This is a genomic window from Nitratireductor sp. J20-h4, from assembly GCF_056780505.1.
The window spans coordinates 1,827,037-1,851,814 of sequence record NZ_CM165557.1 but is presented as its reverse complement, the minus strand read 5'-3'; the positions used below and the strand labels follow the sequence as shown (position 1 = coordinate 1,851,814).

24 protein-coding genes are annotated in these 24,778 nt (G+C 65.8%); 13 read left to right on the top strand and 11 right to left on the bottom strand.

Annotated elements, in window-relative coordinates; translation table 11 throughout:
• Positions 1-66 precede the first annotated feature (66 nt).
• The 6 genes from metG to ACT2B0_RS09020 all read left to right on the top strand — a co-directional run bounded on the left by metG (position 67) and on the right by ACT2B0_RS09020 (position 5,276).
• The gene (gene metG / locus ACT2B0_RS09045) at positions 67-1,617 is read left to right on the top strand and encodes a methionine--tRNA ligase (RefSeq protein WP_473463794.1); all 1,551 of its coding nucleotides are present in this window, start codon (positions 67-69) and stop codon (positions 1,615-1,617) included.
• 13 nt (positions 1,618-1,630) lie between these two features.
• On the top strand, positions 1,631-2,425 hold the full coding sequence (locus ACT2B0_RS09040) for a TatD family hydrolase (RefSeq protein WP_473463791.1): 795 nt from the start codon (positions 1,631-1,633) through the stop codon (positions 2,423-2,425).
• A complete protein-coding gene (locus ACT2B0_RS09035) occupies positions 2,422-3,240 on the top strand; it encodes an MBL fold metallo-hydrolase (protein ID WP_473463789.1) in 819 nt (272 codons plus the stop codon). Before ACT2B0_RS09040 ends, ACT2B0_RS09035 begins: the two co-directional genes overlap by 4 nt.
• A gap of 27 nt (positions 3,241-3,267) precedes the next feature.
• A complete protein-coding gene (locus ACT2B0_RS09030) occupies positions 3,268-3,738 on the top strand; it encodes a YbaK/EbsC family protein (RefSeq protein WP_473463786.1) in 471 nt (156 codons plus the stop codon).
• A complete protein-coding gene (locus ACT2B0_RS09025; protein ID WP_473463784.1) occupies positions 3,738-4,571 on the top strand; it encodes a DUF5995 family protein in 834 nt (277 codons plus the stop codon). The genes ACT2B0_RS09030 and ACT2B0_RS09025 overlap by 1 nt, the downstream gene beginning before the upstream one ends.
• Before the next feature lie 105 nt (positions 4,572-4,676).
• The gene (locus ACT2B0_RS09020) at positions 4,677-5,276 is read left to right on the top strand and encodes a Pr6Pr family membrane protein (RefSeq protein WP_473463781.1); all 600 of its coding nucleotides are present in this window, start codon (positions 4,677-4,679) and stop codon (positions 5,274-5,276) included.
• A gap of 167 nt (positions 5,277-5,443) precedes the next feature.
• Here ACT2B0_RS09020 and clpS read toward each other — a convergent pair whose 3' ends face one another.
• Together clpS and ACT2B0_RS09010 are read right to left on the bottom strand one after the other, a co-directional pair.
• Positions 5,444-5,845, bottom strand: a complete 402-nt coding sequence (gene clpS, locus ACT2B0_RS09015) for an ATP-dependent Clp protease adapter ClpS (protein ID WP_473463779.1) — start codon at positions 5,843-5,845, stop codon at positions 5,444-5,446.
• Between the two features lie 70 nt (positions 5,846-5,915).
• Positions 5,916-6,326, bottom strand: coding sequence for a universal stress protein (locus tag ACT2B0_RS09010; protein WP_473463777.1), 411 nt, complete (start codon positions 6,324-6,326; stop codon positions 5,916-5,918).
• Positions 6,327-6,500: 174 nt separating this feature from the next.
• Between ACT2B0_RS09010 and ACT2B0_RS09005 the strand changes: the two genes are divergently transcribed.
• Entirely contained in the window at positions 6,501-9,932 is a 3,432-nt protein-coding gene (locus ACT2B0_RS09005) for a caspase family protein (protein ID WP_473463775.1), read from the top strand.
• A gap of 116 nt (positions 9,933-10,048) precedes the next feature.
• Here ACT2B0_RS09005 and ACT2B0_RS09000 read toward each other — a convergent pair whose 3' ends face one another.
• The 3 genes from ACT2B0_RS09000 to ACT2B0_RS08990 all read right to left on the bottom strand — a co-directional run bounded on the left by ACT2B0_RS09000 (position 10,049) and on the right by ACT2B0_RS08990 (position 12,159).
• On the bottom strand, positions 10,049-10,252 hold the full coding sequence (locus ACT2B0_RS09000) for a dodecin family protein (RefSeq protein WP_473463773.1): 204 nt from the start codon (positions 10,250-10,252) through the stop codon (positions 10,049-10,051).
• Between the two features lie 144 nt (positions 10,253-10,396).
• Complete coding sequence (gene kdsA, locus ACT2B0_RS08995) at positions 10,397-11,230, bottom strand: 3-deoxy-8-phosphooctulonate synthase (protein ID WP_473463770.1); 834 nt, start codon at positions 11,228-11,230, stop codon at positions 10,397-10,399.
• The gene (locus tag ACT2B0_RS08990) at positions 11,227-12,159 is read right to left on the bottom strand and encodes a VOC family protein (protein ID WP_473463768.1); all 933 of its coding nucleotides are present in this window, start codon (positions 12,157-12,159) and stop codon (positions 11,227-11,229) included. The genes kdsA and ACT2B0_RS08990 overlap by 4 nt, the downstream gene beginning before the upstream one ends.
• A 234-nt stretch (positions 12,160-12,393) precedes the next feature.
• Here ACT2B0_RS08990 and ACT2B0_RS08985 point away from each other — a divergent pair, with 234 nt between their 5' ends.
• Positions 12,394-13,353 (top strand): D-alanyl-D-alanine carboxypeptidase family protein, encoded by a 960-nt coding sequence (locus ACT2B0_RS08985; RefSeq protein WP_473463766.1) that lies wholly within the window; start codon positions 12,394-12,396, stop codon positions 13,351-13,353.
• Positions 13,354-13,363: 10 nt separating this feature from the next.
• On the opposite strand, the gene ACT2B0_RS08980 is transcribed toward ACT2B0_RS08985, so the two are convergent.
• The 5 genes from ACT2B0_RS08980 to tpiA all read right to left on the bottom strand — a co-directional run bounded on the left by ACT2B0_RS08980 (position 13,364) and on the right by tpiA (position 18,782).
• Positions 13,364-14,536 carry a TMEM43 family protein gene (locus ACT2B0_RS08980; RefSeq protein ID WP_473463764.1) on the bottom strand — a complete coding sequence of 391 codons (1,173 nt, stop codon included), beginning with the start codon at positions 14,534-14,536 and terminating at the stop codon, positions 13,364-13,366.
• Positions 14,537-14,644: 108 nt separating this feature from the next.
• Entirely contained in the window at positions 14,645-16,273 is a 1,629-nt protein-coding gene (locus ACT2B0_RS08975) for a CTP synthase (RefSeq protein ID WP_473463761.1), read from the bottom strand.
• A gap of 137 nt (positions 16,274-16,410) precedes the next feature.
• Entirely contained in the window at positions 16,411-17,265 is an 855-nt protein-coding gene (locus ACT2B0_RS08970) for a L,D-transpeptidase (RefSeq protein ID WP_473463759.1), read from the bottom strand.
• Between the two features lie 196 nt (positions 17,266-17,461).
• Entirely contained in the window at positions 17,462-17,854 is a 393-nt protein-coding gene (gene secG / locus ACT2B0_RS08965) for a preprotein translocase subunit SecG (RefSeq protein ID WP_473463755.1), read from the bottom strand.
• 163 nt (positions 17,855-18,017) lie between these two features.
• Positions 18,018-18,782, bottom strand: coding sequence for a triose-phosphate isomerase (tpiA, locus tag ACT2B0_RS08960; protein WP_473463753.1), 765 nt, complete (start codon positions 18,780-18,782; stop codon positions 18,018-18,020).
• A gap of 146 nt (positions 18,783-18,928) precedes the next feature.
• Here tpiA and ACT2B0_RS08955 point away from each other — a divergent pair, with 146 nt between their 5' ends.
• From ACT2B0_RS08955 to ACT2B0_RS08935, 5 genes are read left to right on the top strand one after another with little or no spacing between them, the layout of a single operon-like run.
• Positions 18,929-20,815 carry a SurA N-terminal domain-containing protein gene (locus ACT2B0_RS08955; protein ID WP_473463750.1) on the top strand — a complete coding sequence of 629 codons (1,887 nt, stop codon included), beginning with the start codon at positions 18,929-18,931 and terminating at the stop codon, positions 20,813-20,815.
• A 9-nt stretch (positions 20,816-20,824) separates the two neighbouring features.
• Positions 20,825-21,844, top strand: coding sequence for an anthranilate phosphoribosyltransferase (trpD, locus tag ACT2B0_RS08950; RefSeq protein WP_473463748.1), 1,020 nt, complete (start codon positions 20,825-20,827; stop codon positions 21,842-21,844).
• Between the two features lie 5 nt (positions 21,845-21,849).
• Positions 21,850-22,686, top strand: a complete 837-nt coding sequence (gene trpC, locus ACT2B0_RS08945) for an indole-3-glycerol phosphate synthase TrpC (RefSeq protein WP_473463745.1) — start codon at positions 21,850-21,852, stop codon at positions 22,684-22,686.
• Positions 22,683-23,177, top strand: a complete 495-nt coding sequence (gene moaC, locus ACT2B0_RS08940) for a cyclic pyranopterin monophosphate synthase MoaC (protein ID WP_473463743.1) — start codon at positions 22,683-22,685, stop codon at positions 23,175-23,177. Before trpC ends, moaC begins: the two co-directional genes overlap by 4 nt.
• 4 nt (positions 23,178-23,181) lie before the next feature.
• Positions 23,182-24,387 carry a molybdopterin molybdotransferase MoeA gene (locus ACT2B0_RS08935; protein ID WP_473463740.1) on the top strand — a complete coding sequence of 402 codons (1,206 nt, stop codon included), beginning with the start codon at positions 23,182-23,184 and terminating at the stop codon, positions 24,385-24,387.
• An 11-nt stretch (positions 24,388-24,398) separates the two neighbouring features.
• Here ACT2B0_RS08935 and ACT2B0_RS08930 read toward each other — a convergent pair whose 3' ends face one another.
• Positions 24,399-24,749: a 5-carboxymethyl-2-hydroxymuconate Delta-isomerase gene (locus tag ACT2B0_RS08930; RefSeq protein WP_473463738.1), complete on the bottom strand. Its 351-nt coding sequence runs from the start codon at positions 24,747-24,749 to the stop codon at positions 24,399-24,401.
• Between the last annotated feature and the right edge of the window lie 29 nt (positions 24,750-24,778).

Sequence of the window (24,778 nt, the reverse complement as noted above, 5' to 3'; positions counted from 1 at the left end):
AGGATGGCCATGGCAGCCGCAATGCGCTATCCCACCGCCGTCACATCGTTCGGACAGAAACTTTCCATGGCCCAAGACAATTTCTACCTGACAACGCCGATCTTTTACCCGAACGGCAAGCCGCATATCGGCCATGCCTACACGGTGATCGCCACCGACGCGCTGGCGCGTTTCCACCGGCTCGACGGCAAGGACGTGTTTTTCCTCACCGGCACCGACGAGCACGGGCTGAAGATGCAGCAGACGGCCGAAAAGGAAGGCGTTTCGGCGCAGGCGCTGGCCGACCGCAACTCCGATATCTTCCGCACCATGATCGCGGCGCTCGGCGGCTCGAACGACGATTTCATCCGCACCACCGAGGCGCGCCACAAACGGGCCAGCCAGGCGATCTGGCAGCGCATGGCCGACAATGGCGACATTTATCTCGACCGCTATACCGGCTGGTATTCGGTGCGCCAGGAGGCCTATTTCGACGAAAGCGAAACGACGGTCGGCGAGGACGGCGTGCGTCGCGAGCCGCTCGGCTCGCCGGTCGAGTGGAACGAGGAGGAAACCTATTTCTTCCGGCTTTCGGCCTATCAGGAGCGGCTGCTTGCCCATTACGAGGCCAATCCCGACTTCATCGGTCCGGCCGAGCGCCGCAACGAGGTGATCAGCTTCGTCAAGTCGGGCCTGCGCGACCTGTCTGTGTCGCGCTCGACCTTCTCCTGGGGGGTGCCGGTACCGGGCGACGAAAAACACGTCATGTATGTGTGGGTCGACGCGCTGACCAATTACATCACCGCCTGCGGCTTTCCCGACGAGAGCGCATCGAAATGGCGCTACTGGCCGGCCGATCTCCACCTCATCGGCAAGGACATCGTGCGTTTTCACGCCGTCTACTGGCCGGCCTTCCTGATGTCGGCCGGCATCGAGCTGCCCAGGCGCGTCTATGCGCACGGGTTCTTGTTCAACAAGGGCGAAAAAATGTCGAAATCGGTCGGCAATGTCGTCGACCCGTTCGCGCTTATCGAGCATTACGGCCTCGACCAGGTGCGGTATTTCTTCCTGCGCGAGGTGCCGTTCGGCCAGGACGGCAGCTACAGCCACGACGCGATCGTCAATCGCTCGAATGCCGATCTGGCCAACGATCTCGGCAATCTGGCGCAGCGCTCGCTGTCGATGATCGCCAAGAACTGCGCGGGCAGGGTGCCCGACAAGGGCGCGCTGACGGACGCGGATCGGGCGATCCTTGATCAGTGCGACGGCGCGCTCGACGCCGCCCGCAAGGCGATTGCCGACCAGGCGATCCACACAGCGCTCGCCGCGATTTTCGGCGTGGTGTCCGAAGCCAATCGCTATTTCGCCGGGCAGGAGCCCTGGGCGCTGAAAAAGACCGATCCGCAGCGCATGCAAACCGTACTTTACGTGACGGCCGAGACGGTGCGGCGGGTGGCGATCCTGTGCCAGCCCTTCGTACCGGATGCGGCGGGTAAGCTGCTCGATCTTCTGGCGGTCGACCCCGGGCACAGGACGTTCGCCGATCTCGGCCAGGAGTTGGCGCCGGGCGATCCGCTGCCGCCGCCGGCGCCGGTTTTCCCGCGTTATGTCGAACAGGATCGCGCTGCGGCCGGCTGACAACGGAAACATCATGCTGGTCGACAGTCACTGCCATCTCGATTTCCCCGATTTCGCGCCGGAGCGCGACCAGGTGGTCGCGCGCGCGCATGCCGCCGGCATCGGCCTGATGGTCACGATCTCGACGCGGGTCCGGCGTTTCGCCGAGATCCTGGCGATCGCCGAGACCTATGACGGCGTCTACTGCTCGGTCGGCACGCATCCGCACAATGCCGGCGAGGAGACGGACGTCACCACCGAAAAACTCGTGCAGCTCGCAGCCCATCCCAAGGTGGTGGCGATCGGCGAGGCGGGGCTCGATTATTTTTACGACAAGGCCCCGCGCACGGCCCAGGCGACCGGCCTGCGCCGGCACATCGCCGCCGCCCGCCAGACCGGCCTGCCGCTGGTCATCCACGCCCGCGACGCCGATGCCGATATGGCCGCGATCCTGGAGGAGGAAACGGGCAGGGGAGCATTCCCGTTCGTGTTGCACTGCTTTTCTTCCGGCAGGCAGCTTGCCGAGACCGGAGTCAGGCTCGGCGGCTACGTGTCGTTTTCCGGCATTGTCGCGTTTCGCAAGTCCGACGACTTGCGCGCGATCGCCGCCGACCTGCCGCACGACCGGATTTTGGTGGAAACCGACGCGCCCTATCTGGCGCCGCCGCCACATCGCGGCAAGCGCAACGAGCCGGCCTTCGTCGCCCACACGGCCGCCGTCCTGGCCGAGACGCTCGGCCTGACGCCGGACGACCTCGCCGCCAGGACGACGGAGAATTTCTTGCGCCTGTTTTCCAAGGTGCCGCGCCCGGCCGGCGCGCGTTCATGAGCGCGGCGCCAGACCGTCTGCGGCTGACCATCCTCGGCTGCGGTTCCTCGCCGGGCACGCCGCGCATTACAGGCGACTGGGGACGCTGCGATCCACAAAATCCGCGCAACCGGCGTCTGCGCGCCGCCGCGCTGGTCGAGCGCATCCGCCCCGACGGCGCCGCCACACGCGTGGTCATCGACACGGGGCCGGATTTTCGCGAGCAGATGGTGCGCGCCGGCGTGCGCGGTCTCGACGCGGTGCTTTATACCCATGCGCATGCCGACCACATTCACGGGGTCGACGATCTGCGCGGCTTCGTGCTCAAACAGCGCCGGCTGATGGATATTTATGCCGACCGCCAGACGCTGGAGCGGCTGCGCGCCGGCTTCGCATATTGTTTCAAGACACCGGCCGGCAGTTCCTATCCGCCGATCCTGAACGCGCACGAGATCGACCATGACGCCGCCGTGACGATCACGGGAGAGGGCGGCGCGCTGACCTTCACGCCGCTGCCGCAGATCCACGGCGAGATCGTCTCGCTCGGCTTTCGTGTCGGCGACCTCGCCTATTGCCCGGACGTGAGCGATTTTCCGCCCGACACGGTCGACCGGCTGTTCGACCTCGATCTGCTGGTGATCGACGCGCTGCAATATCGCCCGCATCCCTCGCACCTGTCGCTGGAGGAGGCGCTGGGCTGGATCGGGCGTCTGGCCCCCAAAAAGGCGGTGCTGACCCATATGCACGTGCCACTCGATTATGAGACTGTGCTGCGCGAAACGCCGGATCACGTGGTGCCGGGCCATGATGGGCTTGTATTTGAATTTTCGATTTAAAACCATTGAATTTCAAGGAAAAAATCGGTGAGCAAGAGCATTGAGCGCGTGCGCGCGGCAGCGGCGTCGGCCGGCCTGTCGATCGAGGTGCGACGTATGGGCGAATCGACCCGCACCGCCGAGGAAGCGGCCGCGCAATGCGGCGTCGGCGTCGCGCAGATCGTCAAATCGCTGATTTTCCAGGGTGCGCGGAGCCAGAAGCTGTTTTTGTTCCTGGTGTCGGGTGTCAACCGGCTCGACCAGGCCAAGGCGGCCGCGCTGGCCGGCGAGGAGCTGGCGCGCGCCGATCCGCGGCTGGTGCGCGAACGCACCGGCTTCGCCATTGGCGGCGTGGCGCCGCTCGGCCATCTGGAGCCGGTCGCGGCCTTCGCCGACCGTGATTTGTGCGATTTCGACATCGTCTGGGCGGCGGCCGGCGCGCACGACGCGGTGTTTTCCTGCGCGCCCGGCGCCTTGCTGGCCGCGGCCGGGGCAACGGTCGGCGACATTGCCGTTTGATGACAGCGGGTGACCGGCTCGACCGGTTTTGCTATCATCGTTTCATGTCAGGGGGGGACGCAACGCGGCCGCGGCCGAGCGATGGCCACGACAGGCAGGCTGAGACGCGCCTTGTCGAGCAGTTGCGGGGCGAGGCTTTGGCGGTCGTCGGGCGCATCGAGGCCGACAAGCAATGCTTCGCCGCAATGTCCGATCTGCCGGCACGGCGCGTCCACACCTTGTTTGCCGGGATCTATCTGCGCACGACGCAGCGCTGGATGGGTTTTCTCGCGACGCGCGGCGATCCCGAATTCGCCTATCTGACGATCATTCGCTTCTACGAGATTTATCGCGCCGCAATGCACACGCCGCCACAAGAGCCGGTGGCCGGTCCCTGGCGGCGCTATCATGGCCTGGCTGGACGGCTGACGATGACGGGTCCGATTTCGGCCCATCTGCTTTTGGTTTCAAGCGGTGTGCGCGCGCATACGCGCTACGATCTCGGCGTCGCCATCGCGCGCGCCACGCACGACTATGCAAGGCTCTACGGCCGGGCGCCGGATATCGAGCGCTACAGGGAAACGATAGTCGGCCGGCAAACCGGATACGCGTTTCAGTGTGCGGGGCTCGATTATATCGACGATCACCGGCGCCAGCAGACCGGATGGCGGCGTTTCGTGCTTGCTGTTTTCCACACCGGCCTGCGCGGCCTGTCATGGCTGTGGATGCCGATCTTCCAGCATTGGCGGCGCGCGGCCTGGGCCGACGCCAGGCGGGCGGTCCTGCCGCCGGGCAGCGAAAAGGCCGGTATCCGGGCGTTCCGGCTGATTCGGCCTGTTCCAAAAGTTCCATAATCTATCTTATGCGACTTTGTTTGAGGGCGTAACACACCCCGCCCCATTTCGACTTCAGTGGTGCCGGAGTCGAAAGGCTGATTTCACCTGAGGACATCATCATCTATGCGAACGCTCTTTGCCTCATTGATAGCCATCACGGCGCTGTCGTCTCTTATGGCGCAGTACCTGGTCTCTGAGACTCTGATGGGGTCGCCGGGATGGAACACGGTCTTGTGGCGGATGGCAGGATATTTCACCGTTCTGACGAATATCCTCGTCGCGGCGACGTTCGTCGCGGCCGCTCTGTCACCAGGGCGTATCGCAGCAGCATGGAGCGCTGGTCTGACACTTTGGATTTGTGCGGTCGGAGTGGTCTATCACCTTGTCCTAGCGACCCTCTGGAAACCCGAAGGACTAGCCTGGTGGGCCGATCAAGGGCTGCACACCGCTGTTCCCATACTTGTCCTGATCTGGTGGCTGACGCTTGACAATAAAGCAGGACTGCAGCACCGCCATGCTTTCCTTTGGTTGATCTGGCCCGCGTTTTATTGCGTGTATGCACTGGCAAGAGGAGCAGTGAGCGGATTTTACCCCTATCCGTTTATTGATGTAGCAAACCTTGGAATTGGACAGGTGGCAGTAAGCATCTCCGGGCTTATCCTAGCCTTTTTCGTTGGTGGTCTGGGACTGGTGGCACTCTCTCGAAAGATCGCCTCCGTCTGATACAGCCCCCCCCCCGCTTGTCGGGAAGCGGTCATTGCCGGCGCAAAGGCTAACGGCTACTTGGCGGCGAAGTTACGAAATCGCCGGGTTGCTACGAAGGGCCGAGAGTGCGGCACCTGTGAAACGGGCCGGGTTCGCAACCGCCGCTCCATCGCGGCTCTGCCGCCTCATTCCTCCGGTTCGGTGGTGAACATCAGCGGATAGCCGGCCGCCTTGCCCGCCTCGGTGCCTTCTGTCGCCTTGGTTTCGGCCACGTCCCGGGTGTAGACGGCAACCACGCACACGCCGCGCCTGTGCGCTGTCATCATGATGCGCCGGCCCTGGTCCTCGGAAACCCGGAACACCGCCTTCAAAACCGCCACGACGAAGTCGCGCGGCGTGAAATCGTCGTTGACGAGAATGACCTTGTAGAGCCGCGGGCGCTGCGTCTTGCGTCTGGGTTTCGGCTTGAGCGCGGCATCCTTGTCGGCGCCGGTACGTTCACAGGCGCCGGCTTCGCCCGCACTCCCCGCTCTACTCCGGCAAGCGCCGGCGCGCGGCGCGGCCAAAACGGTGCCTTGCTCGACCATCGCGCCGATTATGGCGTGAAACCTGCTCGCCCGACAAGCCGCGCGGCGACCGCGGCTCTCGCGGATATCGTCAGCGCATGACGTGCACGGAACAGGCCGCGTGGCGCACGACCCGGGCGGCCGTCGAGCCGATCAGATAGTCCTGCAGGCCGGGCTTGTGCGAGGCGATCACGATCACGTCGGCCTGTTTTTCCTTCGCCACCGCCAGGATGCCGGAGGCCGCCTGGCCGACCCTGACATCGATCTCGACCCCCTCGCCCTGTTCGGCCGCCATCGCCTCAAGGGTCTTGCGGGCCTCGTCGCGCGTCTTTTCCATAATGCCGCCGGGCAGTTCGGCGGCGACGAAAGTGGGGATATCCTCGACAATGTTCACCAGCACGATGCGCGCGCCGTCATTGGCCATCGTCCTGGCAGCGGCGATCATGGTCGGCGCCTTGTCGCTGTCGGCGAGGTCGACCGGAACGAGGATCGTGTCATACATGGATCGTCTCCGTTTGTGCTGTTGTATCCCATCTTGCTGGAACGTCGCCGTTTCACCTTGCGATAGATCAAGACGCACCACACACGCCTTGCCTGACGGGACTTTGCCGCTTTGGCCTTCTTGTCGCCCATATGATATAGTGGCCTGTGCCGGGTTTAATGGGTGGTAATGGCAATGCGACGATGCGTTAAGGCGCTCGGCATGATCGCGGCCGCAACGATGTTTCTGCCTGTCGCGATGGCGACCGCAGCGGAACGGGTCGCGTTGATCATCGGCAACAACGCCTATGAGAACATGGCGGCGCTCAACAATCCAGTGGGCGACGCCACGCGGCTGGCAACGACACTGACGAATAACGGTTTCGAGGTGATGAGTTGCGACGGTGCGACGCCGGGCTGCTTCGATCTCGATCGCGGCGCGCTGCAGGACGCGCTCGAGGATTTCGAATATATGGCCGACGGCGCCAGCGTCGCGCTGGTGTTTTATGCCGGCCACGGCATGCAGACGGCCGAGGGCAACGTGCTGGCGCCCACCGACATGGAACTATCCTGCGGCACCTGGAAGGCGCGGCGCGAAGTGCTTCTGGACGACGTGCTTGAAGCCATGGAGGGGGCGGACCAGAAAATCGTCATTCTCGACGCCTGCCGCAACGACCCGTTCAAGGCGCAGCAATGTGTCGATCGCGGTGCGCGTCCCCTCTCCTTCGACAGTTTCGCCGTGCCCGACAGCGCCTCGCGCTTCCTGCTGATCACCTCGACCCGTGCCGGCCAGCTCGCACAGGACGGGGTGCCCGGCGCGCATTCGCCGTTCGCCGAAGCCCTGTTCCACTGGATGGAGAACGAGCCCACGGCGCCGTTCGCCCAAATGCTCGATCGTGTCTCCAAGCGGGTGATCGAACGCACCACGGCGGCGAATTTCACCCAGATCCCGGAGATTCTGATCCGCGGCGGGGCGCCGGAAGCCTGTCTGGCGGGGGATGCGTGCAGCAGCGACCCCCAGGCCGTGGCCCTGCGCGTCGAGGTCGAGAAACTGCGCCAGGAAAACGCCCGCAACCAGGAACTGGCCGAGATCGGCGCGGCCTATGTGCGCAGCGCCGGCCTCGATGGCCAGCAGGACCTTACCCAGGAGGAACGCCAGCGTATCCTCGACGGTATCTCCAAGGCCGGCAAGGCGCTGATCAAGCGCAACGACAACCGCGCCGAGCGCGCGCTCGCTTTGTTGCGCGAGGGCAACGAGACGGCGGCGGAGGAGTTGTTCACCGAGGTCCTGGAAACCAAGGCGACCCAGGCCCGCGCGGCGGCCGAGATCGAAACCGCGCAGCGGGTGGAAGCCGCCGAGGCGGCGCGCCATATCGCCTCGCTGGCCTGGCCGAAGGATGTCGGCAAGGCGGCGCGTTTTTTCGGGCAAGCCGCCGAGCTCCAGCCCGAGGACATCCAGACCTGGATGAATTTCGCCTATACCTCGCGTGACTCCGGCTCGACGGCACAGGCCTTGCGCGCTTTCCGGGAGGCCAGCACGCGGGCCCGCGACGACGGCCAGATCAGCAACCGGATCTGGGCGGCGTTCGGCCAGGGCGACATCACCAAGGCGCAGGGACGCCTCGACCGGGCGCTCGACTTTTATAAGGCGGCCGCGGCGGTTTCGCAGGACTATGTCGACAAGAACCCGGACGACCCGCACGCGATTCGCAACCATTCGGTCGCCTATGAGCGGATCGGCAATGTGCTGTTGAACATGGGCGATCTCGCCGGGGCTCTTGAAGCGTTCGAACGGCGGCTCGACGCTGCCGTGCAGATCGCCGATCTGGACCCCGGAAACACGCTGTTCCAGCGCGATCTCGGCGTGGCGTGGGGCAAGGTCGGCGACGTGTTGAAAAAGCAGGGCAACCTGGCGGGGGCGCTCGCCGCGTACAATGCCGGCGCCGAGCCGGTCAATCGGCTGGCGGCAAGCAATGCCAACAATACCGAGTGGCAGAGCGACCTCGCCTATTCCGCAACGCGGATCGGATCGGTGCTGTTTTCGCAGGGATATTCCGTCGAAGCGCTTGAGGCGTTCGGCCGGGCGCTGTCGATCCGCGAGGAGCTGGCCGCCGGCGACCCCAACAACATGAACTGGCGCTTCGACGTCAACGGTTCGCTGTGGAACGTCGCCGATGTCGAGGTGAGCATGGGCCGGCTTTCCAGCGCGATCGAAAAGCTGGAACGCTCGCGCGACATCCTGCTGGAGATGGTCGCCAGCGATCCTGACAACGCGGTCTGGCGGCGCGACTATTCGGTGGTGTTCAACCGGATCGGCGACATCCGCGTCTCGCAGGGCAATCTGACGGCGGCGCTGCGGGCGTTTTCGACTGCCGAAAAGATCATCTCATCGCTGTCGCGCGCCTATCCGGACAATCTGGTGTGGAAACGCGACTGGTCGCTGTCGCACGAAAAGATCGGCGACGTGCTGGTTGCCCAGGGCAATCTGGCCGGGGCGCTCAACGCCTATAGCCAGCGTGCGGAAATGGCGCGCGAACTCGCCGAGAAGGACCCGCTCAACGTCACCTGGAAACGGGACCTGTCAACCGCAAACGAGCGCATCGGCCGCATCCGCGCGGCCACCGGCGACCTCGAGGGCGCGCTTGAAGCGCACAAGGCGAGCCTGGTGATCCGCGAGGAACTGGTGAAGAAGGACCCGCAGAATGCCGGCTGGCGTTTCGACCTCTATGCGGGGCTATGGTATGTCGCCGACGCCGAGATCTATCTCGGGCGCCTCGTCCCTGCCCGCGAAAAGCTCGAACGCGCGCACGCCATTATCAAGGAACTGGCCGAGTCCAACGACCGCAACGCGATTTGGCAGCGCGACGTGACCGTGGCGCTCGGCCGCCTCGCCGACATCATGCTGCAGCAGGGCAGATATGACGAGGCGCTGGAGACCCTGAACGACAGCCGCAAGACGACGGTGGGGCTGATCGAGACCGATCCGCAAAACACCATCTGGCTGCGTGATCTGGCGATCGCCGACGAAAAGATCGGCGATGCGCAGTTTGCGCTCGGCGATCTCGACGCGTCGCTTGAAAGCTACCGCAAGCGCATGGACGTCGCCGAGCGGCTGGTGGCGATGGACGAGCAGAACCGGGCCTGGTTGCGGGATCTGTCCCTGTCGCACGAGAAGATCGGCAAGGTGCTGATCGCGCAGAAGAAAATGGACAAGGCTCTGGCCCATCAGCGCGACAGTCTGGAAATCCGGCAGCAACTTGCCGCCTCCGACCCGCTCAACGTGACCTGGAAACGCGACGTGGCGATCGCGCATGAGAAGATCGGCGACGTCTATTACGAGCAGCAGAAATATGCCGACGCCATGGCCGAATATCAGGCCCGGGCGGAAATCATCGAGGACCTTGCCGGTTCAGACCCGGCCAATCCCGACTGGCAGCGCGACGTGGCGGTCAGCCACGCGAAATTTTCGCTGATCTACCGGGCCGAGAGCGAGCCGTCCAAGGCGATCGAGCATCTGCGCGAGGGCCACCGCATCATGTCGGAACTGGTGAAAAAACATCCCGACTGGTCGGTGTGGCAAAACGACGTCGCCTGGTTCGCGGGCCAGATCGAGGCGCTGCAGAACTGATTTTTCGCGCCGCGGAGCCGCCAGCCTGCTGGCGGTCGGGCGCGCCGGCGCCCTACCCCGTGTTCGGTCGTGGGCGTGTTGCCGGCGGTCCGCCCGCGCTGCGCCGCGTCCGGGCCTCAGTCCTTGAGGATGAACGTCACCTTCATGTTGACCCGGTAGGCGGCGATCTTGCCGTCCTCGACGGTAACCTTCTGTTCCTGGATCCAGGCGCCGGTAACGTGTTTCAGCGTCTTGACCGCGCGCGCGATGCCCTTTTCGACGGCGTCTTCGAAGCTTTTTTCGGACGATGCGGTGATTTCGGTGACGCGAGCGACTGACATGATTGCCTCCTTGAATGAACCGGAACGAGCCTAGAGCATCGGACCGGGTGGAGGGAACCGCGTTTCGCCGAAATCCGGTGTTTGGACAAAAACTTAGAGCTTTTGCGGCGGGGCCGCGTTTTCGAAGCCTGGCGCGCGGGACGCTCAGCCCTTGGCGATACGGTCGAAGGCCATAAGCTGCTCGATCAGCGCCGGCATATCCTTCAGCGGCACCATATTCGGCCCGTCCGACGAGGTCGAGTTGTCGGGATCCTGATGCGTCTCGATGAAGACGCCGGCGACACCGACCGCGACGGCCGCGCGGGCCAGCGTTGCCACGAAGCGCCGTTCGCCGCCGGACGTGGCGCCCTGCCCGCCCGGTTGCTGGACCGAATGGGTGGCGTCAAAAATCACCGGTGCGCCGGTTTCGGCCATGATCGGTAGGGCGCGCATGTCGGAAACCAGCGTGTTGTAGCCGAAGGACGCGCCGCGCTCGGTCAAAAGCACGTTGGGATTGCCCGAGCCCGTGATTTTGGAGACGACGTTCTTCATGTCCCAGGGGGCGAGAAACTGGCCCTTCTTGACGTTGACGATCTTGCCGGTCTGCGCCGCCGCGACCAGCAGGTCGGTCTGGCGGCACAGGAAGGCCGGGATCTGCAGCACGTCGACGACCGCGGCGACCGGGGCGCATTGCTCGGCGGTGTGGACGTCGGTCAGCAGTGCGATGCCGAGTTCCTTGCGCAGGTCGGCAAAGATCGGCAGGGCGGCGTCGAGGCCGGCCCCGCGCGTGCTGGTGAGCGCGGTGCGGTTGGCCTTGTCGAAGCTGGTCTTGTAGACGAAGCCGAGGCCGAGGCCGGCTGTCAGTTCCTTGAGCGCGCCGGCCATGTCGAAGGCGTGTTGGCGGCTTTCGAGTTGACAGGGACCGGCGATCAGCGCCAGCGGGGCGTCATTGGCGAAGACGGCGCCGCTTTCGAGCCTGATGCGTGAGTTGGGCGTCATGATGCTGCTCCGGCGTGGGTGGGGCCGGTCTCGCGCGGCCCGGCTTCGAAAAGAATGTCTGCGCCCTGTCCGGCCGTGCGCGGCACGAACAGACCCGAGCCGACAATGCGGTTGACGATGGTGCGGCTTGTCAGAAGCGCGCGGGCAACGTCGATATCGTCAACCTCGACGCGTATCAGCGCGAAACCGGAGCGCCCGCAATCGGGACTGGTGCCGAACCGATGGCGATACGCGTCCGGCCGCATCACCTCGATTGTGGCGTTCGGCAGCGCAAGCATGGCCAACTCGGCATCCCGTGCCGTCGCGGTCTTGTCATCTGCCCCGGCGATCCTGGCGATCGCGTCGCGGGTCGCGGCCGGCTCCTCGGCGATCACGATCGCCCCAGCCAGGCGGCGTGCGCCGTTTTCGTGGGCTTCCAGCGCGGCGCGGTCGACGGCCGGAACGCCGATGCGCTGACAGGCGAAGAAGAACGGTGCGTCGAAGCCGGCGACGGTGGCAAAGGCGAGCTTGAAGCTCGCCTCTCCGGTCCGACCGTTCGCATCGACGAAAGGCCGTGCGAAAGATAGCGGTTTTCCCGGCGACATGCCGCCGGAGACGTAACGGGCGTGGTCGGCCTCGGCATCGGACGTGGCAAACACGATCGCGGAAAAGCCCTCCTGGCCACGTTGGCCCCGAAACGCGTTATCGCGGGCCACGAAGACATTGCCCTCGGCGATCGCAGCGTCACACCGGTCCTGATCGCCGACGGCGAGCGGTTCCAGAAAACAGCCGTCGGCGAAATAGACGCAACGGTTGACCGTGCCGAACGGATGGCTGCCTTGCGGCGCGACGGTGAAACCCAGGGCGGAAAGGCGGGCGCTGGCGCTCGCCAGGTCTGCGGTCGGCAGAACCAGGTGATCGAGCGCGAGCGGATAGGAACGAGTGGCCATAGCGACCATCTGCCCCAACCGGGCGCGCGGCGCAAGCCGGGCCGGATGCCCTGTGCCTCGTCGGACGGCCTTGTTTGCAAGACGCCCCGCCAGGGGATGCATTTGTTCCGTGCGTGCATGGTCGGGCGCCAGATTTTCCGGCGTCGCGGTTGCAATCGCATCTGATGTGAATAGCCTTGGGAAAGCTAGGCGTGGCATGGTCCGCGGGGATCGGGAACAGGAACGGGCGCGGGCATGGAGTTTTCGTGGGCTGAGTATCGCAGCGCGCTGACGAAAGGGGCGCCGCGCCGCGAGCAAGGTGCCGGGACGGCGTTCGCTTCCGCGGCAAGGGCGTTTTTGTGCCTGGGTATCGTGCTGCTGGTGGCTGCTTGCTCGACGTCGGAAACCCTGCGCTCGGCCGTGCCGACCTCGGCCTCATCCTCGTCGCCGAAATATGCCGCGATCGTGGTCGACGCCCATGACGGGCGCGTGCTTTTCGCGCGCAACGCCGATTCCGCGCGCTACCCAGCCTCGCTGACCAAGATGATGACGCTCTATATGTTGTTCGAGGCGATGGAACAGGGCCGCGCCAGCCGCGAGACGTCGATCCCGGTTTCGGCCTATGCCGCCAGCCGGCCCCCCTCCAAGCTCGGCCTCAAGGCCGGGCAGCCCCTGCCGGTCGACACCGCGATACGGGCCTTGGCGACCAAGTCGGCCAATGACGTTGCCACCGCCGTTGCGGAGTTCCTGGGCGGAACCGAGGAGCGTTTCGCCGCGATGATGACGGCCAAGGCACGCCAGCTCGGCATGAGCTCGACCGTCTTTCGCAACGCGTCGGGACTGCCGGATGCGCGCCAGCGCAGCACCGCGCGCGACATGGCCAAGCTCGGCATGGCGCTCAGGCGGCGGTTCCCGACCTACTATCCCTATTTCTCACTGACCAGCTTCGCCTATCGCGGCAAGACCATACGCGGCCACAACAAGGTTCTGGAGACGGTGCGCGGCGCCGACGGCATCAAGACCGGCTATACGCGCGCCTCGGGCTTCAATCTGGCAACTTCGGTCAATCGCGACGGCCGGCGCGTCGTCGCCGTGGTGATGGGCGAAAAGACCGCGCGCGCGCGCAACGCCCACATGGCCGAGCTGATCGAGGCCTATCTGCCAAAAGCGCGCTCACGGCGCGGCCAGGGCCGCATCGCCATCGCGCGCCCGTGATCGAAAAAGGTCACGCCGGGGCCTGCTCGGCGGCGGCTTTTTTCTTGCCAATGCGCCCGATCGCCCAGGCAACGGCCAGGGCGACAACGATCAACCCAATCGAAAGCAACGGCCGGTACCAGAACCAGGCGATCGCGATCGTCGTGAACCCGACCAGGATTGCGAGCACGAACGCCACCGCCGAGGTGCCCACGCGCACCAGATTGCCGACAAAGGGGATCACGTCCGCGATCACTCCGAGCGGGCGCATGATCAGGGAGAAGCCGACCATCAGCAGGACCAGCCCGCCGATCCGCAGCGCCCAGGTCAGGACCGTGTTGCCGGTGACGGCGTCGGCGAACATTTTTTCGGCCGGCACCGTGCCGGTTTCCACCATCAACAGCCGGTCGCCGGCCTGGGTCTGGTAGGGCGCAAAGCCCGATCCGGTCTGGCGCGCCACCAGGCTGACCGCGCCGAGCGGCACCAGCCGGTAGCCGATACGGTAATCGCCGACCTGCGGCGCCGCGGGATCGTTGCCCAGATAGATGCGGCCGTCGGCGATCGACAGCGGCTCGCTGCCGGTGAAGGCGCGCGTGATCGAGGGCAGCAGGCCCGGGGTGATCGGCACGTCCTGGCCGCCGCCGATGCGGCCGAGCACCTTCCCGTCGAGATCGAAGGCGCCGAGCCTGGCGGCGGCAATCTGGAAATCCTCGCTGCGATAGCGCATTGCGGGGTTCTGGTGGCCCTCGGGCTTCTTGAAGCCGCCCGATTCGATGGCTTGCGCCGACCAGCCGCGCTCGTACGTGTAGGTGGTGACGGTCTCCTCGCCGCCGCCGAGTTTCTTTTTCGTCTCCGAACTGGCCTTTTGCCGCCACTGATACATCTCGACGCTGCGTTCGAGGCGGATGCCGGTGCCGCTGATGCCGAAGGCGAGGTCGGCCGGTTCTTCCTCGGTCGTCACGCGGCCGGTAACGTGAACCAGCCGGCCTTCATTGGCGGGCAAGACCGCGGTCGCGTCGGTCGACACCACGATGCCGGCGCCCTCGGCCAGCGAGCGCGCGGTCTGGACCGCCCTGCCCTCGTTCCAGAACAGGCCGACGATGATGGCGAGGATCAAAAGCAGGCCGACGAAGATACCGCCGATCGAGTTGCCGATCCGTCCGAACCATGAGGTCCGTGTCACTTCCCGATAGCTGTCGCTCACCGCTTCGCTCCCCCGCGCCGGGTTTTCCCACCCCGCAGCATTGTGCCGCGAATGCCGCACCGGAGCAAACCGGACGAGGTCGAAAGGCTCCGGATCTGGACCGGTCTTTTACACCAGCCGGCTCTGCTCCACCGCGGCGCCGATGAAGGAGGCAAATAGCGGATGCGGGTCCAGCGGACGCGATTTGAGCTCGGGATGGTACTGCACGCCGATGAACCAGGGATGGTCGGGATATTCGACCGTTTCCGGCAAGACGCCGTCCGGCGACATGCCCGAAAACACCAGCCCGCACGCCTCCAGCCGCTCGCGATAGTCGATATTGACCTCGTAGCGATGGCGGTGGCGCTCGGAAATCTCGGTGTCGCCGTAGATCCCGGCGATCCGCGTCCCGGCAGAAAGCGTGGCCTTATAGGCGCCGAGCCGCATCGTGCCGCCGAGATCGCCGGCCGACTGGCGCTTTTCCAGCAAATTGCCCTTCAACCATTCGGTCATCAGTCCGACCACCGGTTCGCTGGTCGGACCGAATTCGCTCGATGACGCCTCGTCGATGCCGGCGAGCGAGCGCGCGGCCTCGATGCAGGCCATCTGCATGCCGAAACAGATGCCGAAATAGGGCACCTTGCGCTCGCGGGCGAATTTCGCCGCCAGGATCTTGCCTTCCGCGCCGCGTTCGCCGAAGCCGCCGGGCACCAGGATGCCGTGCACCTTTTCCAGGAACGGTGCGGGATCCTCGCGTTCGAAGACCTCGCTTTCGATCCAGTCGAGCTTGACGCGCACCTTGTTGGCCATGCCGCCATGCGACAGGGCCTCGGTCAGCGACTTATAGGCATCTTTCAGGCCGGTATATTTGCCGACGATCGCGATCGTGACCTCGCCCTCGGGATTGTGGATCAAGTCGGACACGCCCTGCCACGGTTTCATGCGCGGCTTCGGCGCCGGGTCGATGCCGAACGCGGCCAGAACCTCGCTGTCGAGCCCCTCCTGATGGTAGGCCATCGGCACGTCGTAAATATGCTTGACGTCGAGCGCCTGGATGACGGCGGTCTCGCGCACATTGCAAAACAGCGACAGCTTGCGGCGCTCTTCCTTCGGGATCTTGCGGTCGGCGCGTACCAGCAGGATATCCGGCGCGATACCGATCGAGCGCAACTCCTTGACCGAATGCTGGGTCGGTTTGGTCTTCAGTTCGCCGGCGGCCGGAATCCACGGCATCAGCGTCAGATGAATGTAGATTGCGCCGCCGCGCGGCAGGTCGTTGCCGAGCTGGCGGATCGCCTCCAGGAACGGCATCGCCTCGATGTCGCCAACCGTGCCGCCGATCTCGCAGATGACGAAGTCGTAGTCGTCATTGCCCTCCAGCACGAAATTCTTGATCTCGTCGGTGACATGCGGGATCACCTGCACGGTGGCGCCGAGATAGTCGCCGCGCCGCTCCTTCTCGATGATGTTTTTGTAGATGCGGCCGGTGGTGATGTTGTCCTGCTGGTTGGCGGAGCGTCCGGTGAAACGCTCGTAGTGGCCGAGATCGAGATCGGTCTCCGCCCCGTCATCGGTCACGAACACCTCGCCGTGCTGGTAAGGCGACATCGTGCCGGGATCGACATTCAAATAGGGATCGAGCTTGCGGATGCGCACGCGGTATCCGCGTGCCTGCAAAAGGGCTCCGAGAGCCGCCGCGGCGATGCCTTTTCCGAGGGAGGAAACCACGCCGCCAGTGATGAATACATATCGCGCCATGGGATTCAGGGCTTAACGTTCAGATTGCGATTCCGCCAGCGGAAAAAGCGTCTTGCCCCGATTTTCCTCAGCCGGATGGCACCGCAAAGGGCCACCGTGGCGGACCCTTGCGATCGGATGCGATCAAGCCATTGATTTTAAAGAACGACGACCGGCGCCCCGATGCCCACGCGGCGATAGAGATCCATCACATGGTCGTTGATCATGCGGAAACAGCCATTGGAGGAATTGGTGCCCACCGTCTGCGGCTGGTTGGTGCCGTGGATGCGCACATGCGTGTCCTTCTTGCCCTGGTAGAGATAGATCGCGCGCGCGCCGAGCGGGTTGTTGGGACCGCCGGGCATGCCGTCCTTGTACTGGCCGTATTTCTTGGGTTCGCGTTTCTGCATGTCCTGGGTGGGAATCCACCGTGGCCATTCCTGCTTGTCGCCGACGGTGGCCTTGCCCTTGAATTCCAGCCCTTCGCGACCGACCGCTATCGCATAGCGGCGCGCGGTGCTGCCGGATTCGACCAGGTAGAGATAGCGTTTCGACGTATCGATCACGATCGTGCCGCGCTTGTAGCCGGGATAGGAGACGGTCTGCGGCTCGAAATCCGATTTTACCGTGAACTTGCGGCCGTTCTGCTGCTTTTCCAGTACTGCATCCAGCGCCCGGGTTTGCGGCAACAGACCGCTGTCGTCACCGAACAGCGACCCGAACAGCTTGCCCTTGCCCTTGCCGTGACTGCGCAATTCGCCGTTGTTGCCCGCCTTGACCACCTCCGAGACCGAGGCCGTCCGGGCGCTATCCTTGTCGGCCTTGCGCTGCTTGGCGATGAGGTTTTTTCGCCCGGCCGCCGACGCGCGCTCGCGCGCCTTGGCCGGTTGCGTCGCCGTTTCCAGCTTTTTCCACTGTTCCGGACGGAAATTGGATTCGGCGCCGGCGCTGCTCACAACGGCAAAGCCGAGGATCGCGCCAAGCGCTGCCACTAGAAAACGTTTCGCGAGCATGTCTCGACCCCGTATTGGCCATCCGCGTTGGTAGGCACGGTCCGTATAAGCCGAACCGGCCGTCCCGCCGATCATAACGCCAAGGCAGGCCGGGGCTCAAGCCGCGAACCGCCGGACACCGAACATGGTTTTCAACCGCCATGCACGATCGGCGAGCGCCTCTCGCTTATGTCGGAGATGGGGGCGCGCTTGCGGCCTATTCGGCGTCAGGGACCGCCGGTGCGGCGGGCTGGGCCGGGCCGGCATCGGCCGGCGGTGCCGGCACGTCGTTGCCGCCAAGCTGGTCGAGGACACCGCCGCTTCCGTCGCCGCCGCCATCCTGCTCGCCCGATTGCGGCGGCAGGCGGTCGAGAATGTCGATCGGCTGTTCGGTGTAGCGGGCCAGAACGGTCAATGTCAGCGAGGTGGCGAAAAAGGCGGCCGCCAGGATGCCGGTCGCCCTGGTCAACGCATTCGCAGCCCCGCGCGCGGTCATGAAGCCGGAGCCGCCGCCGATCCCGAGACCGCCGCCTTCCGAGCGCTGCATGAGCACGAGCCCCACCAGTGCGAGCACGACCATCAGGTGAATGACGATGAGGACGGTTTCCATGAATCAGTTCCGCAGGTTTTGAGCCAGGTCGCCCCGGAGACGCGGCTCCTTACACGCCTTTTGCGGCCATTCCAAGCCTTTCGGGCCTAATGGCGCTGTCAGCCATATGGACCCTGGCGCCGCGGCGTTCAACGATCGGGCCCGCAGAACGCCGGCCGGGCGCTCAAAATGTCTGATAGGCTTCCGCGATCGCCAGGAAATCGGAGGCCTTGAGGCTCGCCCCGCCGACCAGCGCGCCGTCGACATTGTCGATCGACAGCAACTCGGCCGCGTTGGCCGGCTTCACCGAGCCGCCGTAAAGAAGGCGCATGCGCGCGGCGTCCGCGCCGATATGGTCGGCAAGCTGGCGGCGAATATGGGCATGGGCCTCGGCGACGTCGCCGGCAGACGGCGTGAGCCCGGTGCCGATTGCCCACACGGGCTCGTAGGCCACCACCGTATTCGACGGTTTGGCGCCCTCCGGCACCGAATTGACGATCTGCCGCGACAGAATGTCGAGGGTCCGGCCGGCCTCGCGCTCGGCCCGGGTCTCGCCGATGCACACGATCGCGACCAGGCCGGCAAGCCAGGCGGCTTCGGCCTTTTCGCACACCTGCGAATCGGTCTCGCCGTGATCGGTGCGGCGCTCGGAATGGCCGACGATGACATGCGAGGCGCCGGCGTCCTTGAGCATTTCGGCGGCAATGTCGCCGGTATGCGCGCCGCTCGCCTTGGCGTGGCAATCCTGGCCGCCGAGCGCGACCGGTGTGCGCGAGACGACATCGTGGGCGCGCGACAGCAATGTCGCCGGCACGCAGACCAAAGCCTCCACATCGGCATCCAGCCCGTGCAGGAAGCCGTTGCCGATCGCCCGCAATTCGCCGAGCGCGGCGCTGGTGCCGTGCATCTTCCAATTGCCTGCCACGAGCGGGCGGATACCATCGGTCATGGGCGCTGATCCTTCCGACATCACCAAACGAGCGGTTTCCCTAGCAAATTGCCGCCATAAAGCAATCGACACTGGTGGCGAAGGGCGTTATTTGCTTCGCCTCAGGAAGGCGCCGCTGCGGCGGTGCGATGGATTCTGGAAAAAACATGCTCGATTCTCTGCGAAAAGCCGCCGGCACCTGGATTGCCAAGCTCCTGCTTCTGCTGCTCGTTCTGAGTTTCGCGGTCTGGGGCATTTCCGGCCAGATCGGTGGCGGGCCGTCCACGACGGTGGTGACCGCGGGCGAGACCACCGTGTCGGCGCTCGACTACCGGCTTGCCTATGACCGCCAGCTTTCCGTGCTGTCGCAGCGTTTCGGCACACGCATCACGCGCGAGCAGGCAATCGCGCTCGGGGTGGACGCCCAGGTGCTGGCCCAACTCGTGGCGGGGGCCGTGCTCGACGAACAGGCGCGCGAAATGGGGCTCGGTCTTTCCCAGGACCGGCTGGCGCTGCTGACGGCGGAGGATCCCGCCTTTCGCGGTCCCGACGGCAAGTTCGACAGACGTCAGTTCGAATTCGTGCTGCAGCAGATCGGCATGCGGCCGGAGGATTATATCCGCAATCGCGAGCAGGTCGCCATCCGCCAGCAGATCGTCGAGGCGGTTTCCGACGGCATGAGCGTGCCCGACACGTTCTTGAAGGCGGTGGCGCTCTATCAGGGCGAGGATCGCACCGTCGACATGATCGTGCTGCCCCCTGCCCTGGTCGAGCCGATCGAGGCGCCCGCCGACGACGTGCTGGCGGCCTGGTTCGAGGACAACAAGATCCGCTACGAGGCGCCGGAATACCGCAAGCTCAGCTATGTGAAGCTGGAGCCGGAAGACATCGCCGATCCGCGCGCGATCGCCGACGATCAGGTGCGCCAGGACTATGAAACCAATATCGCCTCCTACACCACGCCGGAACGACGCACCATCGAGCAGGTGGTGTTTGCCAACACCGAGGCCGCGCAGATCGCGCTCGACCGTGTGCGTGGCGGCGCCACCTTCGAGGAGACCGTGGCCGCGGAAGGCAAATCGATGCTCGACGTGCAGCTCGGGACGCTGGAGAAATCGCGCGTCGCCGATCCGGCGGTCGCCGAGGCGGCGTTCGGGCTTGCCGAAAACGAAATCAGCGGCATCGTGGAAGGCGCATTCGGCCCGGTGATCCTGCGGGTGACCGAGATCGAGGAGGAAAAGGTCCAGCCCTTCGAGGAGGTCGCCGACAAGATCCGCATGGAACTGGCGCTGGCCGAGGCCGGTGACGTCTTGTTCGACGTTCACGACGGTTACGAGGACGCCCGCGCTTCGGGAGCGACGATGGCGGAAGCCGCCGAAAAGACCGGCTTGAAAATGGTGACCGTCGAGGCGATCGACCGCACGGGCCGGACGCCGGACGGAACGGTGATCAACGACCTGCCGCAATCGCGCGACATGCTGCGCGAGGCTTTCGAGACCGAGGCCGGCGTCGAGAACCCGCCGCTGTCGCTCGGTTCGAGCGGTTTCGTGTTCTACGAGGTCGACGCGGTGACCCCGCGCCGCGAGCGTTCACTGGACGAGGTGCGCGACGAGGTCGTGGCCGACTGGCGCGCGGCCGAACGCGACGACCGGCTCTCCAGCAAGGCCAAGGAACTTGAAAAACGGGTCGCGGACGGCGCCGCGCTCGACGAGATCGCCAGCGAGCTTGCGCTGGAAAAGCAGACCAAGCGCGGGCTGCGCCGTGGCGCCGAAGACGCCGATTTCGGCGCTGCCGGCGTTGCCGCCGTCTACGGTGTGGCGCCGGGCGGGGTCGGCACGGTCGCCGCGCCGACCGGCGATGCGCAAATCCTCTTCAAGGTCGTGGAAGCCTTCGAACCGGCCGGCGCCAGCGCCGAATCGGTGCCGCCCGAAAGCCGCGAGAATTTTCGCGCCGGGCTTGCCGACGATCTGCTCGACCAGTTGGTCACCAGGCTGCGCGACGAATACGGGGTGACGGTCAATCAGGCCGCGATCCAGCAGGCCCTGAGTTTTTGAGCGCCGGCGATGAGTGATTTCAAGACCTATATCGCCAAGGTCGCCGACGGAGCGGCCCTGACCTTCGAGGAGGCGCGCGCGGCTTTCGAGATCGTCATGTCGGGCGACGCCACGCCGGCCCAGATCGGCGGATTCCTGATGGCGATCAGGGTGCGGGGGGAAACCGTGCCGGAAATCTCCGGCGCGGTCGCCACGATGCGCGCAAAAATGCTTCCGGTTTCGGCGCCGGACGATGCGATCGACATTGTCGGCACCGGCGGCGACGCCTCCGGTTCCTACAATATTTCCACATGTGCGGCACTGGTGGTCGCGGCGGCCGGGGTGCCGGTCGCCAAGCACGGCAATCGTGCGCTGTCGTCGCGCTCGGGCGCGGCCGACACGCTGGCCGCGCTCGGCATCGACATCGATATCGAGGCGGCGGAGATCGCCGCCTGCATCCGCGAGGCCGGCATCGGCTTCATGTTCGCGCCCAAGCACCATGCCGCCATGAAACATGTCGGCCCGGCGCGGGTGGAACTGGGCACGCGCACGATCTTCAATCTTCTGGGTCCGTTGTCCAACCCGGCCGGGGTAAAGCGCCAGATGGTCGGCGTGTTCTCGCCGCAATGGGTCGAGCCGGTGGCCGAGGTGCTCAAGGCGCTCGGCTCGCAGGCTGCCTGGGTGGTGCATGGCGACGGTCTCGATGAAATCACCACGGCCGGCGAGACCCGGGTCGCCGCGCTCAAGGACGGGGCGATCTCGACCTTCACCATCGCGCCCGAGGACGTCGGACTGGCGCGGGTCGATTTCACGCAGCTAAAGGGTGGCGACGCCGGCCACAACGCCATGGCGCTGCGCCTGGTGCTTGACGGCGAAAAGACCGCCTATCGCGACATCGTGCTTTTCAACGCCGCCGCCGCGCTGGTCGTGGCCGGTATCGCCGAGACGCTGGGCGATGGCGTGACGCGCGCGGCCGAGGCGATCGACAGCGGCAAGGCGCGACAGACCCTGGAGCGGCTGGTGGCGGTGTCGAACCGCACGGCCGGTTGACGGCGATGGTCGATATTCTCAAAAAGATCGAGGCCTATAAGCGCGAAGAAATCGCGCGCGCCAAGGCCGCGTTGCCGCAGGCCGAAATCGCCGCACGGGCCCGCGACGGCGAACCGCCGCGCGGCTTCGTTGACGCGCTCAGGCGAAAACATGCAAAGGGCGATTATGCGCTGATCGCCGAGGTCAAGAAGGCAAGCCCGTCGCGCGGACTGATCCGGCCGGATTTCGACCCGCCGGCGCTGGCGCGCGCCTATGAGAAGGGCGGCGCGGCCTGCCTGTCGGTGCTGACCGACACGCCCTCCTTCCAGGGCGCGCCGGCCTTTCTCACGCAAGCGCGCGCGGCGACCGGCCTGCCGGTGCTGCGCAAGGATTTTCTGTTCGAGCCCTACCAGGTGCACGAGGCGCGCGCCTGGGGCGCCGACGCGATCCTGATCATCATGGCGAGCGTCAGCGACGGTGAAGCGGCCGCGCTGGAGGACACCGCCCTGTCTTACGGCATGGATGTGCTGGTTGAGGTGCATGACGAGGCGGAGACGGAACGGGCGCTGAAACTCGCCTCGCCGCTGATCGGCGTCAATAATCGCGACCTGAGAAGTTTTTCGGTCAGTCTCGAGACCTCCGAGCGCCTGGCGGGACTGGTGCCGGACGACCGCGTGCTCGTCGGCGAGAGCGGCATATTTTCCCATGCCGATTGCGTGCGCCTTGCCGCCTGCGGCGTCCGCACCTTCCTGGTCGGGGAAAGCCTGATGCGCCAGGACGACGTGGCGGCGGCGACGCGGGCGCTGTTGACCGGCGCGCCGAAGGCAGGGCCTGCTCCGGCGACGGGAGACGCGGCGCTATGAGCGCGTCCGGTCCCCTCACCCATATCGGCGCCTCGGGCGAGGCGCATATGGTCGATGTCGGCGACAAGGCCGAGACCGAGCGGCTGGCGGTCGCCGAAGGCCGGGTGGTCATGCAGGCGGCGACGCTCGCCACCATCCGGGCCGGCGACGCCAAGAAGGGCGACGTGCTCGGCACGGCGCGGATCGCCGGGATCATGGCGGCCAAGCGCGCGCATGAACTGATCCCGCTTTGTCATGCGCTGCTGTTGTCCAAGGTGACGGTCGAGATCGAACCGGACGACGCGCTGCCCGGGCTTGTGGTGCGTGCCACGGCCAAACTCACCGGTCGCACCGGCGTGGAAATGGAGGCGCTGACGGCGGCGTCGGTCGCCTGCCTGACGATCTACGACATGGCCAAGGCGATCGACCGCGGCATGATCATCACCGGCATTCGCCTGCTTGAAAAAACCGGTGGCAAGTCCGGTGCCTGGCGCGCCGGCGGCGAAGGCTGACGCCATGGGCCTGATGCCGGTCGACGAGGCACTGGCCCGGCTGCTTGCCGGGGCCGGACGGGTCGAGGCCGAGACGCTGCCGATCGCCGACTGCGCCGGCCGTGTCTTGGCCGCGCCGCTTGCCGCGCTGCGCACCCAGCCGCCTTTCGACGCCTCGGCCATGGACGGTTACGCGGTGCGCGCCGCCGACGTTGCGAGCCCGCCGGCGCGCCTGCGCGTGATCGGCCAGGCGCCGGCCGGCGAACCGTTCGCGGGCGTGCTCGGCCCCGGCGAGGCGGTGCGCATCTTCACCGGCGGCGTGGTGCCCGAGGGCGCCGACACCGTGCTGATCCAGGAAAACACCCGCCCCGTTGGCGACGGCGTGGTGGAGGCGCTCGAGCCGGTCGCGCCGGGCAAGAATATTCGTCGCAAGGGGCTGGATTTCGAGGACGGCGCGCCTTTGCTGGACGACGGACGGGTGCTCGACGCGGCGGCCCTGTCGCTGGCCGCGTCGGCCAACCATGCAAGGCTTGCCGTGGTCAAGCGGCCGCTGGTGGCGATCCTGGCCACCGGCGACGAATTGCTGCCGCCCGGCAGCACGGTCGGGCCGGGCCAGATCATCGCCTCCAATCTCTATGGCGTGGCCGCGCTGGCGCGCTCCGCCGGCGCCGAGGTGCTCGACCTGGGTATCGCGCCGGACCGCGAGACGGCGATCGCCCGGGCGCTCGAGCGCGCGCTCCAGGCCGGCGCCGACATCATCGTCACCATTGGCGGCGCTTCGGTCGGCGATCACGACCTGGTGCAGAAATCGCTACTCGCGCAGGGAGCGAGCATCGATTTCTGGAAGATCGCCATGCGCCCCGGCAAGCCGCTGATGGCCGGCCAGCTCGCCGGCCGGCTCGTGCTCGGCCTGCCGGGCAATCCGGTGGCGAGCCTGATCTGTTCGCTGGTTTTCCTGGTGCCGCTGATATCGAACCTCGCCGGTCGAACGGTCGAGAATCTCTACCGCGACGGCGTGCTCGGTTCAGCCCTGCCGAAAAACGATCTTCGCCAGGATTTCTTGCGCGCCGAGATCCGCAAGGACGGCGACAGGCTGATAGCCAGCGCGGCCCCGGTTCAGGATTCGTCGATGTTCAGGGTGCTGGCCGCCGCCGGGGCGCTGATCGTGCGCGAACCGTTCGCACCGGCCGCCGCCGCCGGCGATCCGTGCCGGCTGTTGATGCTGCGCTGAGGCGTCGCCGCTCAGCCGGGCTGGCGCAGGTGTTTCTTGTAGGCGACAGGATTCATGTCGCGCACGTCGATGCTGATGCTGTCGACATCGCCAAACCGCGCCGACAGCCGGTCGCGCACCAGCACCGCGAGCGCTTCCTTCTGCGCATCCGTGCGCCCTTCCAGCAGCGATACGGTGACATGGATGAAGCCTTTTATCCCGCCGGCGAAGCGGAAGCGCTGACAGGAAGCCGCCCTGACCTTGATGTCGGTCGGGTTCATCACGCCCGATTGCGCGCCGGCCTCGTGGCATAGATCGATCGCGTCCCCGATCGCATCGTCGCGGTCAAGGTCGGCCGAATGTTCGAGGACGAAATGCGGCATGGTCGGGCGGTTCCTTTGCGGCAGTGAAC

Coding starts and splice junctions, on each gene's coding strand:
- kdsA (WP_473463770.1), bottom strand. CDS start 11,230: ATGACGCCCAACTCACGCATCAGGCTCGAAAGCGGCGCCGTCTTCGCC.
- ACT2B0_RS09010 (WP_473463777.1), bottom strand. CDS start 6,326: ATGTATGACACGATCCTCGTTCCGGTCGACCTCGCCGACAGCGACAAG.
- secG (WP_473463755.1), bottom strand. CDS start 17,854: ATGGAAACCGTCCTCATCGTCATTCACCTGATGGTCGTGCTCGCACTG.
- ACT2B0_RS08935 (WP_473463740.1), top strand. CDS start 23,182: ATGGGCCTGATGCCGGTCGACGAGGCACTGGCCCGGCTGCTTGCCGGG.
- ACT2B0_RS08990 (WP_473463768.1), bottom strand. CDS start 12,159: ATGGCCACTCGTTCCTATCCGCTCGCGCTCGATCACCTGGTTCTGCCG.
- ACT2B0_RS09025 (WP_473463784.1), top strand. CDS start 3,738: ATGACAGCGGGTGACCGGCTCGACCGGTTTTGCTATCATCGTTTCATG.
- tpiA (WP_473463753.1), bottom strand. CDS start 18,782: ATGACCGATGGTATCCGCCCGCTCGTGGCAGGCAATTGGAAGATGCAC.
- ACT2B0_RS08975 (WP_473463761.1), bottom strand. CDS start 16,273: ATGGCGCGATATGTATTCATCACTGGCGGCGTGGTTTCCTCCCTCGGA.
- moaC (WP_473463743.1), top strand. CDS start 22,683: ATGAGCGCGTCCGGTCCCCTCACCCATATCGGCGCCTCGGGCGAGGCG.
- clpS (WP_473463779.1), bottom strand. CDS start 5,845: ATGGTCGAGCAAGGCACCGTTTTGGCCGCGCCGCGCGCCGGCGCTTGC.
- ACT2B0_RS08985 (WP_473463766.1), top strand. CDS start 12,394: ATGGAGTTTTCGTGGGCTGAGTATCGCAGCGCGCTGACGAAAGGGGCG.
- ACT2B0_RS08955 (WP_473463750.1), top strand. CDS start 18,929: ATGCTCGATTCTCTGCGAAAAGCCGCCGGCACCTGGATTGCCAAGCTC.
- ACT2B0_RS09005 (WP_473463775.1), top strand. CDS start 6,501: ATGCGACGATGCGTTAAGGCGCTCGGCATGATCGCGGCCGCAACGATG.
- ACT2B0_RS09020 (WP_473463781.1), top strand. CDS start 4,677: ATGCGAACGCTCTTTGCCTCATTGATAGCCATCACGGCGCTGTCGTCT.
- ACT2B0_RS08930 (WP_473463738.1), bottom strand. CDS start 24,749: ATGCCGCATTTCGTCCTCGAACATTCGGCCGACCTTGACCGCGACGAT.
- metG (WP_473463794.1), top strand. CDS start 67: ATGGCCCAAGACAATTTCTACCTGACAACGCCGATCTTTTACCCGAAC.
- ACT2B0_RS09040 (WP_473463791.1), top strand. CDS start 1,631: ATGCTGGTCGACAGTCACTGCCATCTCGATTTCCCCGATTTCGCGCCG.
- trpD (WP_473463748.1), top strand. CDS start 20,825: ATGAGTGATTTCAAGACCTATATCGCCAAGGTCGCCGACGGAGCGGCC.
- ACT2B0_RS09035 (WP_473463789.1), top strand. CDS start 2,422: ATGAGCGCGGCGCCAGACCGTCTGCGGCTGACCATCCTCGGCTGCGGT.
- ACT2B0_RS08970 (WP_473463759.1), bottom strand. CDS start 17,265: ATGCTCGCGAAACGTTTTCTAGTGGCAGCGCTTGGCGCGATCCTCGGC.
- trpC (WP_473463745.1), top strand. CDS start 21,850: ATGGTCGATATTCTCAAAAAGATCGAGGCCTATAAGCGCGAAGAAATC.
- ACT2B0_RS09000 (WP_473463773.1), bottom strand. CDS start 10,252: ATGTCAGTCGCTCGCGTCACCGAAATCACCGCATCGTCCGAAAAAAGC.